This window comes from Streptomyces sp. MK7 (genome assembly GCF_032658145.1).
Lineage (GTDB): Bacteria > Actinomycetota > Actinomycetes > Streptomycetales > Streptomycetaceae > Streptomyces > Streptomyces spiralis.
In genome coordinates, this window is the sequence record NZ_JAVACL010000013.1 from 45,302 (window position 1) to 63,145 (window position 17,844).

Here is a 17,844-nt window from a genome sequence, read left to right on the forward strand (position 1 = left end):
GGTGTGCGGGCACGGGTTCGGTTCAAGGGGTGGCGTCACGGCTGCCCTGCCGTGCCAGCAGGTCCGCGGCCAGGGCGGCGAGGGTGTCGGGAGGCGGTGTCGTGTCGAGTTCGGTTCCCCGCTCGTCCGGTTCCAGGGGTTCGAGCGCGGCGAGCTGTGATTCGAGGAGCGATGGCGGCATGAAGTGGCCGGTGCGCCGGCCGAGGCGGTCCGCCAGCAGCTCGCGGGTGGCCGTCAGGTGCAGGAAGAAGGCGCTCGGGCAGGCCGCCCGCAGGATGTCCCGGTAGCGCCGCTTGAGTGCGGAGCAGGCGACCACCGCGCCGGTGCCCGCCGCGTCACGCTCGTGCAGCCAGCGGCCGATGGACTCCAGCCAGGTCCAGCGGTCGGCATCGTCGAGCGGTGTACCGGCGGACATCTTGGCGATGCCGGCCGGGGAGTGGAAGTCGTCGCCGTCCGCGAACGGGACGTTCAGCCTCTTGGCGAGCAGACGGGCCACCGTCGTCTTGCCGACGCCGGCGACGCCCGTGACCACGACGCACGGGGACCGACGACGCTCGGCGCCGAAGGCCGTCTCGCTGCTGCCATGGCTGTACGGCCCCGCAGGGCGGTGAGGGCTGTCAGGCCGCATCGTCCGGTGTCGCTTCGGGATGCAACAGGGCGCCGCGCGGCCGTTGTTCGCCTTCGAGAGGCCGGGGAGGCGGACCGTCGGAGCCGGCCGGGTACTCCCGCAGCGGGACGAGGTCCCTTTCCCAGGCGTCCAGGACCGGCGTCAGGACCCGCCATGCCTCCTCGGCCTCGTCACCACGGATGGACAGGGCCGGATCGCCTCTCATGACGTCCAGGAGGAGCCGGCCGTAGGCGGGCAGAGCGGGCGGTTCCATCTGCGCGGTCAGCGAGAGCGGGGTGAGGGCCTGGGCGCGTGAGCCGATGCCCGTCATGTCGAGGGTCATGTCTTCCGGCTCCAGCCCGAAGCGCAGCACGTTGGGCAGGGCCTCTCCTTCGTGGCCGAAGGGCAGGTGGGGGACGGAGCGGAAGCGCACCGCGACCTCTTTGCGGTCCTGTCCGAGCGCCTTGCCGCTGCGCAGCCGGAACGTCGTCCCGGACCAGCGCCAGCTGTCGAGTTCCAGTTCGACCTCCGCGAAGGTCTCGGTGTGCCGCCGGGGGTTCACGCCCTCCTCGTCGACGTACGCGGGGACGGTGTGGTCGCCGGGCCGGCCGGACAGGTAGCGCGCGCGGCGGGTGCGGTGCGCGATGTCGTAGTCGGTGAGGAGCCGTACGGACCGCAGGACGTCGACCTTCCGGTCGCGCAGGTCCCGCTCGCCGAGGGTGATCGGGGGTTCCATGGCCACGAGGCACAGCAGTTGCAGCAGGTGGTTCTGCACCATGTCCTTCAGCGCGCCGACGCCGTCGTAGTAGCCGGCCCGGCCTTCCAGGGCGAGGGTCTCGTCCCAGACGATCTCCACTTCCGCGATGTGGGTGCTGTTCCAGAGGGGTTCCAGGACGCGGTTGGCGAGCCGGCTTCCGAGCACGTTCTGGACGGTGGTCATGGCGAGGAAGTGGTCGACCCGGAACACCGCCTGTTCGGGGACGAGTCCGGCGAGCAGCAGGTTGAGTTCCCGCGCGCTCGCCAGGTCTTCGCCGAACGGTTTCTCCAGGACGATCCGGCTGCCCAGTGGCAGACCCGCGTCATGCAGGGCGGTGACCATGTGGGGGAAGAGCGCGGGGGGCAGCGCGAGGTAGACGGCGACCGGGTCGTCGCCGGCGACGACCGCGGCGACGTCCGAGGGGTCGGTGACGTCGGCCTGCCGGTAGTGGGCCGAGGCGGCGACGGCCCTTCTGGCGTCGGCGCGGCAGAAGGCGCCGTGACGGTCGAGTTGCTCGGTGACCCACGCGCGGTACTGGTTGCCGTCCCAGTCCTCCCTGCTCGCGCCGGTGAGCCGGAAGCCGCCGTGGAGGTGTCCCGCGGCCCGCAGCGCGGCCAGGGCGGGCAGGAGGTAGCGAGCGGTGAGGTCTCCCGTCGCGCCGAAGACGGCAAGCCGGTCGATCATGTCAGGGCGCCTGCCGTTGCCAGGGCTCCTGCCCTCGCCCGGGCGAGGTTCACGCCGCTGGCGATGACACCGATGTGGCTGAATGCCTGGGGGAAGTTGCCCATGAACTCTCCGGAGACGGGGTCGATCTGTTCCGGCAGCAGCCCGAGCGGGCTGGCGCGGGCGCACAGCGAGGTGTAGAGCTCCTCGGCCTCGTCGATCCGGCCCTGGGCGGTGAGGTTGTCGGCCAGCCAGAAGCTGCACAGGACGAAGGCGCCCTCGTCGCCCGGGATGCCGTCGGGCGACTCCTGGTGCAGGTAGCGGTGGAGCAGGCCGTCACCGGCCGACAGGCGCTCGGCGACGGCGGTGGTGGTCGCCGCCATCCGCGGGTGGTGGGCGGGCACCACGTGGCGCATGGGGAGTGCGAGCAGGCTGGCGTCCAGGACGCCGCCGCCGTCCAGGTGCGCGCTGAGCGTCTGGGCGTCCTCGTCCCAGGACTCCTCGAGGATGACCTGGCGCAGCCGGTCGGCCGAGGCCCGCCAGGCCGCGGTCCGCCCGGGCAGGCCGAGCCGTTCACCGATGGCGGCGGCCCGGTCCAGGGCCACCTGGCACATTCCGGCCGAGTAGGTGAACGCCCGGCCCTCGTTGCGCATCTCCCAGATGCCCTGGTCCGGTTGGCGCCAGGCCTGCTCCGCGGTGTCGGCCAGCCCCGCCAGGCCCGCCCACAGCGCGGGCTGTACCTGTCTGCCCTCGCGCAGCCACTGGTCGGTGCGCAGCCACTGGTCGGCGCAGTCGAGGATCTCGCCGTAGACGTCGTGCTGGCGCTGGTCGGCGGCTCCGTTGCCCCAGCGCACGGGGGCGGAGCGCCGGTATCCCTCCAACTCGCTGTCCTCGATCTCGTCGGGTACGAGGCCGCCGTCGAGGGTGTACATGATGCGCGGGCTGCGGCTCTGCTCGACGGCGTCGAGGACCCAGCCCAGGAAGGCGTCCGCCTCGCCGGTGAAGCCGATACGCCGCAGGGCGAACACGGCGTAGGCGGCGTCCCGGATCCAGGCGTAGCGGTAGTCCCAGTTGCGGATTCCGCCGAGCGGTGCGGGCAGGGAGGAGGTGGGCGCCGCGACCAGGGCGCCGTTGGCCCAGTCGTCGCAGAGCTTCAGGGTGATGGCGGCGCGTCGGACCAGTGCCTCCTGCGGCCCGGAGTAGGCGAAGTGCTTCATCCATCGCCGCCATGCGTCGGCGGTGTCCGCCAGCATCGCGTCGGCTTCGTATCGGTGGTGGCGGTGGAAGCGGCCCCAGGACAGAAGGAGGTCGAGGTGTTCGCCCTGGCTCAGGTCGTGGGTGGTGCTCAGGCCGGTCAGGGGGCGGTTGGAGCGCAGGTGCAGGCGCAGGTCGGGCCGCCGTGAGGATCTGACTTCGAGACCGCTGAACAAGGCCTGCGCCGTGCCGCCGCCGCGGGGCTCCACAGCGACGTGCAGGCGGACGTGCCCGGACAGGACCACGGCTGAGCGGACGAGCTGGCACCGGCCGGCAGACAGGTCGTCGGTGAGGTCGGCGCCGGGGCGCAGGGGCAGCGCGTCGGTGATGCGCACAAGGCCGGTGGTACTGCGCAGCTCGGTCGTCAGTACGCCGGTGTCGGGCTCGTAGCGCTGCCGGGCCTCCACCAGGTCCTCCGGCGCGAGGGTGAAGTGCCCGCCGTGTGCGTGGTCGAGCAGGCCGCAGAACAAGGGGTCGGAGTCGAACCGGGGGAGGCACATCCACGGGATCGAGCCGTCCAGGCCGACGAGCGCGGCCGTCGTACCGTCTCCGACGAGGCCGAGGTCCTCCAGCGGCAGATGGCCTTCCCGCTTGCGGACCGGCCGGAACGGGGGGTCGGGATCGTGCATGGCTCCTCGCTTCCGCAGAGCCGGCAGTACCGCCCGGCACGCCGCGCGGGTCCGGACGGGCTTCGGCTGTCGGCTCTGGCGTCCGGCGCAGCCCTCACTTCTGCCACTGTCTCAAGGTCCGGGCCCGCTCGCGACCCGGCCGATCCGGAGGCGGCGCGTCACCCGGCCGGCTCGTGATCACGCCTTGCCGCGGACGACGGCGACCGGGCAGTGCGCGTGGTGCAGCAGTGCCTGGCTCACCGAACCCAGGAGCAGGCCGGAAAATCCGCCGCGCCCCCTGGCTCCGACGACGATCAGCTGGGCGGTCCTGCTCGCCTCGATCAGGACCTCGCGGGTTTCGCCGCTCACCACGTCCTGTCCGACCGTGACGTCCGGATACCTCTCCCCGCGGCCGGCGAGTGCCAGAGCGGGCAGACGCTCCGCGCTCTCCATGCCCGTTCCGGCCGGCACGTGGTCCGGCAGCCATGCGTGCATGGCGACGAGCTCGGTCTTGCGCAGGGCCGCCTCGGCGAAGGCGAACCCGATCGCTTCCTCACCGTGCGGGGAGCCGTCGACACCCAGCACGACCGGCCCGGTGCGATCCGATTCCTCGCGGACCACCATCACCGGGCACTCGCCATGGGCGGCCAGGGACACCGCCGTCGAGCCCAGCAGCATGCCGATGAAGCCCCCCGTGCCCCGGCTGCCGACGACCACCAGGTCCGCGGCTCGCGACTCGGCCGTCAGCACCGGCACCGCACCGCCGATCATCACGGTCCCGGTGACCTCCACTCCGGGCGCCACACTCCGGGCGAGCTGCTCGGCGTCGTGCGCCAGGTGATTGAGCGGCGACGGGTCCAGCGGCGCGTACATGGGCCCCACCGGCCAGCTGAAGGCGTGCACCACCCGGAGCTTCGCGGAACGCCGCTGGGCTTCCCGGGCGGCCTGTACCACCGCGGCATTGCTCGACGACGAGCCGTCCACTCCTACGACGACCAGGCTGCCCACGGCTCCTCCACTCCTCGCGAACGTCTGGGTCAGCGACCGCCCGCACCCCCGGGGCGCGGGCGGTCCTCGGTGTCCCGTGAGGTCAGGCGGTTCGCAGCAGCGTCACCAGCACCTCCCGCAGCGCCCCCTCCGGGTCGGGTACGGCGCCCGCCGTCCGCCAGGCCACGAAGCCGTCCGGGCGGACCAGGACCGCGCCGTCGGCCGTGGTGCCGTGGGTGCGCGCCCAGTCGGGTGCCTCCTCGCCCTCGGCGCCCCGGCCGTCGTACACCAGATCGGCGCCGGCGTCCGCCCCGATGCGGTACGAGGCCAGGCGTACGCCCGTGTCCTCCGCGATCCGCTGGGCCGCCGCGTGCCATCCCGCTGCCGAGCGGGCGTCGCTGAGGAGGACCAGGGAGCGTTCGTACAGGTCGAGGGTCGAGATCCGCTCGCCGTCGCGGCGCAGCCACATGTGGGGTGCGCGGCTGCCCGGTTCGCCGGTCAGGCGCATGCCCTCGGGGACGACCTCCTGGCCGGGCGCGGCGCCGATGACGGCGCCGTGCGGGTAGCGGTAGCCGAGGACGACGCCCAGGATGCCGCCGCGCTTGCCGCCGCCGACGCCGGGGGCCGGGGCGAAGCCGGGGTGGCTGTGCTCGACGGAGCGGGCGGAGGCGCGGGCGCTGGTCGCCAGGGCCACCGGGCGGCGTTCGGTGTCGTAGGTGTCCAGCAGGCCGGGACCGGCCCAGCCGTCGAGGACGGCGGCGAGCTTCCAGGCGAGGTTGTGGGCGTCCTGGATGCCGGTGTTGGAGCCGAAGGCGCCGGTGGGGGACATCTCGTGCGCGGAGTCCCCGGCGAGGAGGACACGACCGGCGCAGTAGCGGTCGGCGACGCGTTCGGCGGCGCGCCAGGAGGCCTTGCCGGTGATCTCGACGTCGAGGTCTGGGGCGCCGATGGCGCGGCGGATGTGGCGCTGGAGGCGTTCCTCGGTGAACTCGTCGAGCGTTTCGCCGCGCTCGGGGTGCCAGGGCGCGTGGAAGACCCAGTGCTCCTTGTTGTCGACGGGGAGCAGGGCGCCGTCGGCGTCCGGATGGGTGAGGTAGCAGCAGATGAAGCGGCGCTCGCCCACGACGTCGGCGAGGAGTTTGGAGCGGAAGGTGACGCTGACGTTGGCGAACAGGTCGCCGGGGCCGGTCTGGCCGATGCCGAGGGCGCGGCGGACCGGGCTGCGCGGGCCGTCGGCGGCGACGAGGTAGTCGGCGCGGACGGTGTGGCGTTCGTCGGTGGCGCGGTCGCGTACGACCGCGGTGACCGCTTCGCCGTCCTGTTCGAAACTCTCCAGCTCGTGGGAGTAGCGCAGATCGCCGCCGAGGGCGCGGGCGCTCTCCAGCAGGACGGGTTCCAGGTCGTTCTGGCTGCACAGGCACCAGCCGGTGGGGCTGAAGCGCGCGAGGCCGCCGCCGGGGTCGATGTGCTTGAACAGCCATTCGCCGGCGTCCCCGACGAGTGTCGGGGTCTGCAGGATGCCGTGGTTGTCGGCGAGGAGCGATGCCGCGGTCTTGACGGCCCCCTCGATGCCGGCGACCCGGAACAGCTCCATCGTCCGTACGTTGTTGCCGCGTCCGCGCGGGTGGATGGAGGTTCCGGAGTGCCGTTCGACCAGCATGTGCGGCACGCCGAGGCGGCCGAGGAACAGCGAGGTGGACAGGCCCACCAGGGAGCCGCCGACGATGAGGACGGGTACCCGGTGGTCGGCTTCTTGGCGCATCGATGCCTCCAGGGCGGGGGGTGCGGGATGTGGGCGGGCGGGATGCGGGGTCCGCGTCCGCGGGCGCGTCGGAAGTTCCATGCCCGGCGCGGCACCGGTCCGCGTGCGTTCGCGGGCTCAATCACCCGTGTGATCACCCACGTGGTGCACACGAGTCGCGCACGGATCGCACCCGGCACAGGATCGAGATCACGCTGACGTCGCGTCATTCGCGGCCCGGCGTTCGCCTTCCCTCCGACTCTCCGTCCCTCCGTCGCAGTTCGCCGAGCCCCGTCAAGGAGACGTACGCAGATGACCGCCACCTCTGAGCGAGTTTCAGATCCGGCCGAGCAGCAGGCCCCGAAACGTGTGTCCCAGTCCGTCTTCGACGGCTCCCGGCTCCGGGTCGTGCTGCTGGTGGACGTCTACGACGGCGCCCAGCAGCAGTTCCTGGAGGCGTACGAGGAGATGGGCAAGCAGGTCGCGTCCGTACCCGGGCATGTCAGCGACCAGCTGTGCCAGTCGATCGAGAACCCCTCCCAGTGGCTCATCACCAGCGAGTGGGAGAGCGCGCCGCCGTTCCTCGCCTGGGTGAACAGCGAGGAGCACGTGCGGATGGTGGAGCCGATGCACAGCTGCATCCGGGACACCCGGTCGCTGCGCTTCCACATCGTGCGGGAGACCGGCGGCGAGGCGGGGCGGTCCGCGTCCGGCGAGCGGCGGCTGCAGGCCTCCCCGCGGATCGGTGACGGGATGATCCGGCACGCGCTCACCTTCACCGTGAAGCCGGGCAGCGAGCGGAAGGTCGCCGAGCTGCTCGCGAACTACAAGTCGCCCGAGGCGCGGGTCGACGACACCACCCGGCTGTGCCGCACCTCGCTGTTCATGCACGGCAACCGGATCGTGCGCGCCATCGAGGTGCGCGGCGACCTGCTGGCGGCGCTGCGGCACGTGGCCCGGCAGCCGGAGATCCGGGCGGTCGAGGAGGCCATCAACCCGTATCTGGAGCAGCACCGGGACTTCCACGACCAGGAGTCCGTACGGGTGTTCTTCACCCGGGCGGCGCTGCCGGCCGTGCATCACGTGACGAGCGGTCAGGACGTCGAGCAGGCCCAGCGGCACGCCCTGTACTACCCGGCCCGGACGGGCATGGGCATGCGGCTGGCCGAGCTGCTGGCGCGGCAGGACGAGCGGGCCGCGGACGACCCGCGCAGCCCGGTGCTGCAGAGCACGGTCTACGAGCGGGACGACGTGGTCGTGCGGCTCATCGACGTCCGGGGCGGTCTGGACGCCGACCCGGCGGCCGCGCTGGGGCTGCCGGACGCCGCGCAGGTGGCGGAGCTGACGACGCTGCTCGACGAGGGCGCCGCGAAGAAGGAGGGCGACCTGGCCCGGCTGCTCACCCTCGCCCGTATGGACCTCATCACCGACCGCCGGTCCGCGCCGGACGCCTGAGTCCGCGCGTGCCGACGCGAGCCGGCACCCGACGCCGACGCAAGCCGACGCCGACGCAAGCCGACGTACCACACCACCGGAGGACGACGTGATCAAACCCCGACCCAGAATCGTGGATCTCAGCGAGGTCGAGCCCAACGTCAGGCGCGGAGGCGATCTGCGCGCCATGCTCACCCCGGCCACGGTCGGCTCCACCAGCGGCTTCATGGGCGTGGCCATCGTGCAGCCCGGCGACCGCATCGGTGAGCACTACCACCCCTACTCCGAGGAGTTCGTGTACGTCGTCTGCGGCGATCTGGAGGTGGACCTGGACGGCGACCCGCATCCGCTGCGGCCGGAACAGGGCCTGATGATCCCGGCGTACATGCGGCACCGGTTCCGCAACGTGGGCAAGGTGGAGGCGCGGATCGTCTTCCACCTCGGGCCGCTCGCGCCGCGCCCGCAGCTGGGCCATGTGGACACCGAGGGCACGGAGACGGTTCCGGTCGCGGCCGGGGCCGGACGGGCCGAGGCGGCCGGTCAGGAGCCCGAGACGGCAGAGGTCCGCTCATGACCAGGCGGGTCGCGGTCACGGGCATAGGCATCGTGGCGCCGGGCGGGATCGGCGCCCCCGCGTTCTGGGACCTGCTGGCGAACGGGCGCACCGCGACGCGCGGCATCACCTTCTTCGACCCGGCCGGTCTGCGGTCCCGGATAGCCGCCGAGTGCGACTTCGACCCGGTGGCCCTGGGGCTGGACGGGGAGCAGGCGGCGCGCTGCGACCGCTACATACAGTTCGCGCTGGTCGCCGGGGCGGAGGCGGTACGGGACTCGGGGCTGGACCTCGCCGGGGAGAATCCCTGGCGGATCGGGGTCTCCCTGGGCACCGCGGTGGGCGGTACGACCCGGCTGGAGAACGACTACGTGCTGGTCAGCCACGGCGGTGAGCGCTGGGACGTGGACCATGAGCGGGCCCGGCCCCATCTGGAGCGGGCGTTCACGCCGAGCACGCTGGCCTCGACGGTGGCCGAGCGGTTCGGGGTGCGCGGGCCGGTGCAGACGGTCTCCACGGGCTGCACCTCCGGTCTGGACGCCGTCGGGTACGCCCTGCACACCGTGGAGGAGGGCCGGGCCGACATCTGCATAGCCGGTGCGTCGGACTCGCCGATATCCCCGATCACGATGGCGTGCTTCGACGCGATCAAAGCAACGTCCCCCAACAACGACGACCCGGCGCACGCCTCCCGGCCCTTCGACAACGACCGTGACGGGTTCGTCATGGGCGAGGGCGGCGCGGTGCTGGTGCTGGAGGAGCTGGAGCACGCCAGGGCCCGGGGCGCCCATGTCTACTGCGAGTTGAGCGGCTACGCCACCTTCGGCAACGCCTACCACATGACCGGTCTGACCAGTGAGGGCCTGGAGATGGCGCGGGCGATCGAAGCCGCCCTCGACCACGCCCGGCTGGACGGCACCGCGATCGACTACGTCAACGCGCACGGCTCCGGTACCCGTCAGAACGACCGGCACGAGACGGCCGCGGTGAAGCGGGCACTGGGCCGGCACGCCTACGACACGCCCATGAGCTCCATCAAGTCGATGGTGGGGCACTCACTGGGGGCGATCGGGGCGATCGAGGTGGTGGCGTGCGTGCTGGCGCTGGCCCACCAGGTGGTCCCGCCGACCGCGAACTACGAGACGCCCGACCCCGAGTGCGACCTGGACTACGTCCCGCGGGTGGCGCGTGAGCGGAAGCTGGACGCGGTGCTCTCCGTGGGCAGCGGGTTCGGCGGTTTCCAGTCCGCGGTCATCCTGACCCGGCCGAGGGAGAAGGCACGATGAGCGCATCCCGTCAACGGCGGGCGGCCGTCACCGGTATCGGTGTCGTGGCGCCCAACGGAACGAGTACCGAGACCTTCTGGAAGGCCACTCAGGAGGGCGTGAGCGTCCTGGACCGGGTGACCCGGGAGGGCTGTGAGCAGCTGCCGCTGAAGGTGGCCGGAGAGGTGCGGTCCTTCGATCCGGCGGCGGCGGTCGAGGAGCGCCTGCTCGTTCAGACCGACCGGTTCACGCACTTCGCGATGGCCGCGGCCGACGCGGCCCTGGAGGACGCCGGGCTGGGCCGGTCGGACACCGAGGCGGCGCCGTACGCGGCGGGCGTGGTGACGGCGGCCGGGTCCGGTGGCGGCGAGTTCGGCCAGCGGGAGCTGCAGAAGCTGTGGGGCAAGGGCCGCCGCTATGTGGGTCCGTGGCAGTCGATCGCCTGGTTCTACGCGGCCAGCACCGGTCAGATCTCCATCCGACGGGGCTTCAAGGGGCCTTGCTCGGTGGTGGCCGCCGACGAGGCGGGCGGTGTGGACGCCCTGGCGCACGCGGCGCGGGCGGTGCGGCGCGGCACGGACGTGATCGTGGCCGGTGCGACCGAGGCGCCGCTGGCCCCGTACTCGATGGTGTGCCAGCTCGGTTATCCGGAGCTGAGCGCGGTGACGGACCCGAAGCGCGCGTACCGGCCGTTCACCGAGGCGGCGTGCGGGTTCGTGCCCGCCGAGGGCGGCGCGATGCTCGTGGTGGAGGAGGCGGGTGCGGCCCGGGAGCGGGGTGTCCCCGTGCGGGCCGTCGTCGCCGGGCACGCCGCGACCTTCACCGGCGCGTCCCGGTGGGAGCTGTCCCGGCAGGGGCTGGCGGAGGCGATCCGCGGGGCTCTGGCGGAGGCCGGCTGCGCACCGGAGGAGGTCGACGTCGTCTTCGCCGACGCCCTCGGTGTGCCCGCGGCCGACCGGGCGGAGGCCCAGGCCATCGCCGACGCGCTGGGTGCCCACGGCCGGCGGGTGCCGGTGACGGCGCCCAAGGCGGGCACGGGCCGGGCGTACTGCGCGGCACCCGTGCTGGACACGGCGGCGGCCGTGCTCGCGATGGAGCACGGCCTGATCCCGCCCACCCCGAATGTCGCTGACATCTGCCATGACCTCGACCTGGTGACCGGCGCTGCCCGAGCCGCGCGGGTGCGTACGGCGCTGGTTCTCAGCCGGGGACTCATGGGCTCGAACTCGGCGCTGGTGCTGCGGCACGGCGCCGCGGACGAGTGAGCCTGACGACCGCCGTCCCGTAGCGGGGCGGCGGGGGAGACCGGACGCCGCCGAACCGATCGCGGGCGGCCGGGAGCAACAAGGAGAGGAACCGCATGAGTGACCGAATCACCGTGGAAGAACTGTCCGAACTCATGAAGAAGGCGGCCGGTATCACCGTCAGCCCGCAGGAGCTGGCGGACCGGCCCGACACCGGCTTCGAGGAGCTCGGCATCGACTCGCTCGGGCTGCTCGGCATCGTGGGCGAACTGGAGAACCGGCACGGCCTGCCGATGCCGCCCGACGCGGAGCGCTGCAAGACGCCCCGGAAGTTCCTCGACCTCGTCAACAGCACTCTTCTGGCAGGAGCGTAGAGATGGCCGGACACACCGAGAACGAGATCACCATCGCGGCGCCGGTGGACCTGGTCTGGGACATGACCAACGACGTGGAGAGGTGGCCACAGCTGTTCAGCGAGTACGCCTCCGCCGAGATCCTGTCCCGGGAAGGGAACAAGTGCACCTTCCGGCTGACCATGCATCCCGACGAGAACGGCACGGTCTGGAGCTGGGTCTCCGAGCGTGAGCCTGACCGGGACACGCTGACCGTCACCGCCCGGCGGGTGGAGACCGGTCCCTTCGAGTACATGAACATCCGGTGGCGGTACGAGGAGGTGCCCGCCGGCACCCGGATGGTGTGGACCCAGGACTTCGCGATGAAGCCTCAGGCGCCGGTCGACGACGACTGGATGACCGACAACATCAACAAGAACTCCAAGGTCCAGATGGCCCTCATCCGCGACAAGATCGAGAAGGCCGCCGCGGGACGCCGGCCCGAGCCGGCCCTGACCACCGACTGAGCCGCGCCGGACGACGACCGAACCGCACCGGACGACAGGAGAAACGTTCATGCACCAGGCCCTGATCGTGGCCCGGATGGCCCCGGGGTCGGCCCCGGACATCGCGAAGATCTTCGAGGAGTCCGACCGGGGGGAGCTGCCGCACCTGGTCGGCGTCACCCGGCGCAGCCTCTTCCAGTTCGGCGATGTGTACATGCACCTCGTCGAGGCCGACCGGGACCCGGGCCCGGCCATCGCCAAGGTGGCGGACCACCCCGAGTTCCGGGGCATCAGCGAGCGGCTCTCGGCGTACGTCAGCGCGTACGACCCCGAGACATGGCGCTCGCCGAAGGACGCCATGGCGCATCGCTTCTACGTCTGGGAGCGCGACGGCCACGGCTGACGCCGTCGTACGACGGACGGACAACGGCCGCCGGACCCGCGATGCCGCGGGCCCGGCGGCCGTCGCCGGGAGTACCGCCGCCGGTCAGGCGGGGACGGTGCAGTCGAAGGCGTGCAGGTAGGGGTTGACGGGGCTGATGTCGTCGATGACCAGGCCCGCCGCCTCCAGCCGGCTCACCATGGAGTCGGTGGTGTGCTTGGCGCCGCCGACGTTGAGCAGCAGCAGCAGGTCCATGGCGGTGCTGAACCGCATCGAGGGGGTGTCGTCGACGAGGTTCTCGATGACCACGACCCGCGCCTTCGGGCCGCCCGCCTCCATGACGTTGCGCAGACAGCGGGCGGTGGAGGCGTCGTCCCACTCCAGGATGTTCTTGATGATGTAGGCGTCGGCCCGGACCGGGACGGCCTCGCGGCAGTCGCCGGCCACGATGCTCACCCGGTCGGCGAGGGCGCCGCCCGGCAGCAGCCGCGGGTCGGCGTGGTCCACCACACGCGGCAGGTCCATCAGGGTGCCGCGCATGTGCGGGTACTTCTCCAGCAGACAGGCCACCACGTGCCCCTGGCCGCCGCCGATGTCGGCGACCGAGGCGGCCCCGGACAGGTCCAGGAGTTCGGCCACGTCCCGGGCGGACTGCTTGCTGGAGGTGGTCATGGCCCGGTTGAAGACGTCCGCCGACTCGGGGGCGTCCTCGTTGAGGTAGACGAAGAACTCCTTGCCGTACAGCTCCTCGACCACGTTGCGGCCGGTGCGGACCGCCTCGTCCAGCTTCGGCCAGGCGTCCCAGGTCCACGGCTCGGTGCACCACAGGCAGATGTTCCGCAGGCTGTGGGGGTCGTCCTCGCGCAGCAGCCGGGACATGTCGGTGTGCGCGAAGGTGCCGTCCGGACGCTCGGTGAAGACGCCGTAGCAGGTCAGCGCCCGCAGCAGCCGGCGCAGCGGCTTGGGTTCGGTCTTCACCGCGGCGGCGAGGTCCTCCACAGCGGCGGGGGTGTCCCCGAGGGCGTCGGCGACGCCCAGCCGGGCGGCGGCGCGGAGGGCGGCGGCGCAGGCCGCCCCGAACGCGAGCTCCCTGAGCCGCATGGACGGCGGTGGGGCGGTGTGAGCGGTCGTCATGCCGCCTTCCTTCCTTCTGGCTTCTCGGTCCCGCGAAGGGTGTGCGGGGGGCTACGGGTGACGGCGCGGGACCCGCGGGTTGCGGCGCGGGCCTACGGGTCAGGGCTCGATGCCTGCGGGGTGCGGCTCAGCACAGCCCGGCCGGCTCGGACGCACGGCAGAAGTTGTGGGCGAAGGTGTTGCCGCGCTTGGCGGTCTCCTGGTCGACCAGGTCGGCGGGGGAGTTGTCGCGCAGCGAGTTGTCCCGGATCCGGTTGTTGTCGCTGGTGGCCCCGACGAAGCTCTTGAAGAGCACGATGCCGCCCGACAGCGGGGAGGTGCCGGAGTTCCCGGTCACCGCGTTGCCGGTGACGTCGGTCTTCTCCACACCGGTCAGGACGATGCCCGAGCCCTGGAGGAAGGGCAGCCGCTCGGTCTTGGCGCAGTACTTGTTGTTCTTCACGACCTGGTTGCCGCGCACGGTCAGCGCGCCCGCCTTCGGCTTGTTCTCGTCGCCGACGAGGAAGACGCCCGCGCAGTTGCCGGTGACGTTGTTGGCGGTGACGGTCAGGTTCCGCAGCCGGCGGACGGTGACGCCGATCCGGTTGTCCTCCATGCGGTTGCCGGTGATCACCGTGCCCTTGGTGTCGGGGGCGCCCTCTTCGGCGCTGATCGTGTTGGCCAGGAAGATGCCCGCGTCCCCGTTGTTCCGGAGGGTGTTCTGCCGGTACGCGCTGTGCTCGGAGCGCTCCTCGGCGAGGCCCCACACGCCGTTCTTCTCCGCGGTGACGCGCCGTACGGTCAGCCCGTCGGCGGCCACGGCGATCACTCCGGCGTGGGAGAACCCGGTCACCTTCAGGTCGGAGACGGTGACACCCTTGAGCCGCTTGGTCTTGGTGCCGGCCACGCAGATGCCGTTGCCGCGCTTGCCGCAGTCGTCCGTGGCCTTCGGCGCCGGCTCGAGGACGGTGGCGCTGCCCATGCCGCGCAGGATCAGGCCGGGCGTCGTCACCTTGACGCTCTGGTGGTAGGTGCCGGGCAGCACGAGCACGGTGTCGCCCGCCTTGGCGGAGTCCACCGCCTTCTGAATCGATTCTCCCGGGTGCACCGTGTGCGTCCGCTGCCCCCCCGGCTCCGGAGACGCGGCGGCGACGCAGGAGGCGACGAGCGCTGCCGAGCCCACGAGCACGGCGATATGGCGTTTCTTCATATTCTGTACGCTATGACCGGATAAGCCGCTGGACTGGGGGGTGGGCCGTCCGAGGGCGTGTCGCAGGCGCGGTCAGGCGCGGTCAGGCGCCGGCGGGCGCGGTCAGGCGCGCAGGGCGCGGCCGATCTCCAGGTCCGTGGCCGGCAGGGGCCGGCCGTCCCCGAGCTCCCACAGGAAGTTCTGGAGCACCCGGCCCAGCGTCCAGGCACGGGCCCGCTCCCGGTCCAGCCCCAGCGAGCCGGTCAGCGCGTCGAAGCGCCGGACGGTCCCGGCGGGGTCGTAGCGGTTCCACAGTGCCGGGAACAGTTCGAATCCGGGGTCGCCGGCCAGCGGCTTGGGGTCGATGGCCAGCCAGGGCTCGCGCCGGCCGCCCCCGGCCGCGCGCCCGGCGGCGAGGACGTTGTCGTAGTGCAGGTCCCAGTGCAGCAGCCGGTCGCCCGGTTCCGGGGCGACCTCCCGTACCGCGGCCGCGCAGTCCGCGAGCAGCCGGCGGTCCGCGGGGTCCGGGACGCGTTCCAGGGCGGGTGGTGTCCGCTCCAGCATGCCCCGCGCGATGTCGCCCAGCCGCCGCATCCCCGCCGGGGCGGCCACGGAGGTCAGCCGGGCCAGCAGATCGCCGATGACCGAGACGGCCTCACGGATGTCCGGCACATGCGCCAGCGTGCGGGAGGAGTCCAGCCGCTCCAGCAGCAGCGTGCCGGTGGACTCGTCGTGCTCCAGCAGCCGTACGGCCCCGTCGCCGTCCCACACCCGCAGCGCGACCGGCTCACCCGCGCTCTCCTCGTCCAGGAGCTGGAGCTTGAGCGCGGCCGGTGTGCGGTCGGCGCGGACCACCGGAAGGACCAGCGCGCACACCCCGTACATCGGCGGGCCGTCGACGCGCAGCTCCCACCGCTGCAGGAAACCGGCCGCCTGCCGCGGCAGGCCGGCGACGAACGCCCTGCCCGCCGCCCCGTTGAATTTCTCCTGAGAAGCGGCCAGCTCGGCGGGCACCTCGATCACGTTCCCGACCATACTGGCGCGTGTGAACGGGGTCATCCGGTTTCGGCGCGGGTTCCGGGCGGTGGCGGGGTACGTCCGCAGCGCCCCGGGGACGTACGTCTGGCTGCTGATCCTGTTCCTCACCACTGTCGCGCTGCACCACATGTCGCCGGAGTTCGAGGAGGACTTCCTGCGGCAGCGTTCGACGAACCTCCATGAGCTGTCGGACAACCCGGTGCGGGTGCTGTTCGCCAGCGCGATGTGGATCCCGAGCGGCCGGTGGGTGCCGTACGTGGCGCTGTACACGGTCTTCCACGCGCAGGTCGAGCGCTGGCTGGGCACGCTGCGCTGGCTGCTGGTGTGCGCGGCGGCGCATGTGCTGGCCACGCTGATCAGCGAGGGCGCGCTGCTGTGGGCGATCCGGCGCGGCATGGCCCCGGAGTCGGCCGTGAACACGCTCGACGTGGGCGTGAGTTACGCGTTCGCGGGGGTGGTGGGGGTGCTGACCTACCGGTACCCGCGTCCCTGGCGGTACCTGTACGCCGGCGCCGTGCTCGCCTACTTCGGGGTGCCGCTGCTGACCGGGCGCACCTTCACCGACCTCGGGCACTTCACCGCCGTACTGATCGGACTGGCCTGCTTCCCGCTGGTCCCGGGCCGTGGACGAGCGCGGAAAAGCACGGAATCCGAAGGAGACACCGGCGGCTCGCAGAGGTTAACGTCGCGCCCATGACAGCTCGGCAGGCGCCGCGGGCGGCGGCATCGTGAACGGCGGCACGGTGAACGGCGGTATCTCCTTCTGGTTCGCGGACGACGGTCTCCCGGCGGTGCGGGAGCCGCTGACCGGGGACGCGAGCGCCGACGTGGTGATCGTCGGAGGCGGGTACACAGGGCTGTGGACGGCCTACTACCTGAAGAAGGCGGCGCCCTTCCTGCGGATCACCGTCCTGGAGCAGAAGTTCTGCGGCTACGGCGCCTCCGGCCGCAACGGCGGCTGGCTCTACAACGGCGTCGCCGGCCGCGACCGGTACGCGAGGCTGCACGGCCACGAGGCCGCCGTACGCCTCCAGCGGGCGATGAACGACACCGTCGACGAGGTGATCCGCGTCGCCGCCGAGGAGGGCGTCGAGGCGGACGTCCACAAGGGCGGCGTGCTGGAAGTGGCCCGCACCCCCGCCCAGCTGGCCCGTCTGAAGGCCTTCCACGAGCACGAACTGGGCTACGGCGAGAAGGACCGCGAGCTGTACGGCGCCCGGGAGACCGCCCGGCGGATCCGGATCGCCGACGCGGTGGGCTCCACCTGGACCCCGCACGGCGCCCGGCTGAACCCGGCGAAGCTGGTCAAGGGCCTCGCGGCGGCCGTGGAGGCGCTCGGGGTGACCGTCCACGAGGCGACACCGGTCACGGAGATCCGCCCCAAGCACGCGGTCACCCCCTACGGCACCGTCCGCGCCCCCTATGTGCTGCGCTGCACCGAGGGCTTCACGGCCTCCCTCAAGGGCCAGCGGCGCACCTGGCTGCCCATGAACTCCTCGATGATCGCCACCGAGCCGCTGAGCGACGAGCAGTGGGAGGCGATCGGCTGGTCGGGCCGCGAGACGCTCGGCGACATGGCGCACGCCTACATGTACGCCCAGCGCACCGCCGACGGCCGGATCGCGCTCGGCGGGCGCGGGGTGCCGTACCGTTTCGGCTCGCGTACCGACAACGACGGCCGCACCCAGCGGGAGACGGTGGAGGCGCTGCGGGACATCCTCGTCGGTCTCTTCCCCGCCCTGGCCGGGGTGCGGGTCGCGCACGCCTGGTCCGGGGTCCTCGGGGTGCCGCGCGACTGGTGCGCGACCGTCACGCTGGACCGTACGACGGGCCTGGGCTGGGCGGGCGGCTACGTCGGCTCGGGCGTGGCCACCACCAACCTCGCCGCCCGCACCCTGCGCGACCTGGTCCAGCAGGACTCCGGGCAGGGCGGCCGCACCGAGCTGACCGACCTGCCCTGGGTGAACCACAAGGTGCGCAGGTGGGAGCCGGAGCCGCTGCGCTGGCTGGGCGTGCAAGGCATGTACGCCACCTACCGCACGGCCGACCGCCGCGAGACGCTCACCCACAGCGCCCGCTCCTCCCGGCTGGCCCGGATCGCCGACCGCGTGGCCGGACGACACTGACGGCCCGTCAACTCCGTGTCCTGAGCGGCTCGGTCGGCTCGGTCG

Annotated in this window: 17 protein-coding genes; 9 read left to right on the plus strand and 8 right to left on the minus strand. The window is 72.3% G+C overall.

The window, feature by feature from the left end; genetic code table 11:
• Positions 1–22: 22 nt before the first annotated feature.
• From R2S09_RS16930 to R2S09_RS16950, 5 genes are all read right to left on the minus strand, one after another.
• Positions 23–532: a gluconokinase gene (locus R2S09_RS16930; RefSeq protein WP_316741832.1), complete on the minus strand. Its 510-nt coding sequence runs from the start codon at positions 530–532 to the stop codon at positions 23–25.
• An 85-nt stretch (positions 533–617) separates the two neighbouring features.
• A complete protein-coding gene (locus R2S09_RS16935) occupies positions 618–2,048 on the minus strand; it encodes a glucose-6-phosphate dehydrogenase (protein WP_316741833.1) in 1,431 nt (476 codons plus the stop codon).
• Positions 2,045–3,910: a glycoside hydrolase family 15 protein gene (locus R2S09_RS16940; RefSeq protein ID WP_316741834.1), complete on the minus strand. Its 1,866-nt coding sequence runs from the start codon at positions 3,908–3,910 to the stop codon at positions 2,045–2,047. The genes R2S09_RS16935 and R2S09_RS16940 overlap by 4 nt, the downstream gene beginning before the upstream one ends.
• A 177-nt stretch (positions 3,911–4,087) precedes the next feature.
• Positions 4,088–4,897 carry a universal stress protein gene (locus tag R2S09_RS16945; RefSeq protein WP_306186765.1) on the minus strand — a complete coding sequence of 270 codons (810 nt, stop codon included), beginning with the start codon at positions 4,895–4,897 and terminating at the stop codon, positions 4,088–4,090.
• 82 nt (positions 4,898–4,979) lie between these two features.
• Complete coding sequence (locus R2S09_RS16950) at positions 4,980–6,638, minus strand: FAD-dependent monooxygenase (protein WP_316741835.1); 1,659 nt, start codon at positions 6,636–6,638, stop codon at positions 4,980–4,982.
• Positions 6,639–6,929: 291 nt separating this feature from the next.
• On the opposite strand from R2S09_RS16950, the gene R2S09_RS16955 reads away from it, so the two are divergent.
• From R2S09_RS16955 to R2S09_RS16985, 7 genes are all read left to right on the plus strand, one after another.
• Positions 6,930–8,072 carry a SchA/CurD-like domain-containing protein gene (locus R2S09_RS16955; RefSeq protein WP_306186762.1) on the plus strand — a complete coding sequence of 381 codons (1,143 nt, stop codon included), beginning with the start codon at positions 6,930–6,932 and terminating at the stop codon, positions 8,070–8,072.
• 88 nt (positions 8,073–8,160) lie between these two features.
• Positions 8,161–8,625 carry a cupin domain-containing protein gene (locus R2S09_RS16960; RefSeq protein WP_316741837.1) on the plus strand — a complete coding sequence of 155 codons (465 nt, stop codon included), beginning with the start codon at positions 8,161–8,163 and terminating at the stop codon, positions 8,623–8,625.
• On the plus strand, positions 8,622–9,890 hold the full coding sequence (locus R2S09_RS16965) for a beta-ketoacyl synthase (RefSeq protein ID WP_306186758.1): 1,269 nt from the start codon (positions 8,622–8,624) through the stop codon (positions 9,888–9,890). The genes R2S09_RS16960 and R2S09_RS16965 overlap by 4 nt, the downstream gene beginning before the upstream one ends.
• Positions 9,887–11,134, plus strand: coding sequence for a beta-ketoacyl synthase N-terminal-like domain-containing protein (locus R2S09_RS16970; RefSeq protein ID WP_306186756.1), 1,248 nt, complete (start codon positions 9,887–9,889; stop codon positions 11,132–11,134). The genes R2S09_RS16965 and R2S09_RS16970 overlap by 4 nt, the downstream gene beginning before the upstream one ends.
• Before the next feature lie 95 nt (positions 11,135–11,229).
• Entirely contained in the window at positions 11,230–11,487 is a 258-nt protein-coding gene (locus R2S09_RS16975; protein WP_030164875.1) for an acyl carrier protein, read from the plus strand.
• A gap of 2 nt (positions 11,488–11,489) precedes the next feature.
• Positions 11,490–11,972, plus strand: coding sequence for an SRPBCC family protein (locus R2S09_RS16980; RefSeq protein ID WP_306186754.1), 483 nt, complete (start codon positions 11,490–11,492; stop codon positions 11,970–11,972).
• A 49-nt stretch (positions 11,973–12,021) separates the two neighbouring features.
• Positions 12,022–12,354 (plus strand): TcmI family type II polyketide cyclase, encoded by a 333-nt coding sequence (locus R2S09_RS16985; protein WP_316741839.1) that lies wholly within the window; start codon positions 12,022–12,024, stop codon positions 12,352–12,354.
• An 84-nt stretch (positions 12,355–12,438) separates the two neighbouring features.
• Here the strand turns inward: R2S09_RS16985 and R2S09_RS16990 are convergent, their stop codons facing one another.
• The 3 genes from R2S09_RS16990 to R2S09_RS17000 all read right to left on the minus strand — a co-directional run bounded on the left by R2S09_RS16990 (position 12,439) and on the right by R2S09_RS17000 (position 15,670).
• Entirely contained in the window at positions 12,439–13,467 is a 1,029-nt protein-coding gene (locus R2S09_RS16990; RefSeq protein ID WP_316741841.1) for a methyltransferase, read from the minus strand.
• Positions 13,468–13,594: 127 nt separating this feature from the next.
• On the minus strand, positions 13,595–14,656 hold the full coding sequence (locus R2S09_RS16995) for a nitrous oxide reductase family maturation protein NosD (RefSeq protein WP_306186749.1): 1,062 nt from the start codon (positions 14,654–14,656) through the stop codon (positions 13,595–13,597).
• A gap of 102 nt (positions 14,657–14,758) precedes the next feature.
• On the minus strand, positions 14,759–15,670 hold the full coding sequence (locus R2S09_RS17000; protein WP_316741843.1) for an aminoglycoside phosphotransferase family protein: 912 nt from the start codon (positions 15,668–15,670) through the stop codon (positions 14,759–14,761).
• Between the two features lie 10 nt (positions 15,671–15,680).
• Between R2S09_RS17000 and R2S09_RS17005 the strand changes: the two genes are divergently transcribed.
• A complete protein-coding gene (locus tag R2S09_RS17005; protein ID WP_306186747.1) occupies positions 15,681–16,370 on the plus strand; it encodes a rhomboid-like protein in 690 nt (229 codons plus the stop codon).
• Positions 16,371–16,416: 46 nt separating this feature from the next.
• The gene (locus tag R2S09_RS17010; protein ID WP_316741937.1) at positions 16,417–17,799 is read left to right on the plus strand and encodes an FAD-dependent oxidoreductase; all 1,383 of its coding nucleotides are present in this window, start codon (positions 16,417–16,419) and stop codon (positions 17,797–17,799) included.
• Positions 17,800–17,844 lie beyond the last annotated feature (45 nt).

Coding starts and splice junctions, on each gene's coding strand:
- R2S09_RS16935 (WP_316741833.1), bottom strand. CDS start 2,048: ATGATCGACCGGCTTGCCGTCTTCGGCGCGACGGGAGACCTCACCGCT.
- R2S09_RS16940 (WP_316741834.1), bottom strand. CDS start 3,910: ATGCACGATCCCGACCCCCCGTTCCGGCCGGTCCGCAAGCGGGAAGGC.
- R2S09_RS16950 (WP_316741835.1), bottom strand. CDS start 6,638: ATGCGCCAAGAAGCCGACCACCGGGTACCCGTCCTCATCGTCGGCGGC.
- R2S09_RS16955 (WP_306186762.1), top strand. CDS start 6,930: ATGACCGCCACCTCTGAGCGAGTTTCAGATCCGGCCGAGCAGCAGGCC.
- R2S09_RS16965 (WP_306186758.1), top strand. CDS start 8,622: ATGACCAGGCGGGTCGCGGTCACGGGCATAGGCATCGTGGCGCCGGGC.
- R2S09_RS16970 (WP_306186756.1), top strand. CDS start 9,887: ATGAGCGCATCCCGTCAACGGCGGGCGGCCGTCACCGGTATCGGTGTC.
- R2S09_RS16975 (WP_030164875.1), top strand. CDS start 11,230: ATGAGTGACCGAATCACCGTGGAAGAACTGTCCGAACTCATGAAGAAG.
- R2S09_RS16980 (WP_306186754.1), top strand. CDS start 11,490: ATGGCCGGACACACCGAGAACGAGATCACCATCGCGGCGCCGGTGGAC.
- R2S09_RS16985 (WP_316741839.1), top strand. CDS start 12,022: ATGCACCAGGCCCTGATCGTGGCCCGGATGGCCCCGGGGTCGGCCCCG.
- R2S09_RS16990 (WP_316741841.1), bottom strand. CDS start 13,467: ATGACGACCGCTCACACCGCCCCACCGCCGTCCATGCGGCTCAGGGAG.
- R2S09_RS16995 (WP_306186749.1), bottom strand. CDS start 14,656: ATGAAGAAACGCCATATCGCCGTGCTCGTGGGCTCGGCAGCGCTCGTC.
- R2S09_RS17000 (WP_316741843.1), bottom strand. CDS start 15,670: ATGGTCGGGAACGTGATCGAGGTGCCCGCCGAGCTGGCCGCTTCTCAG.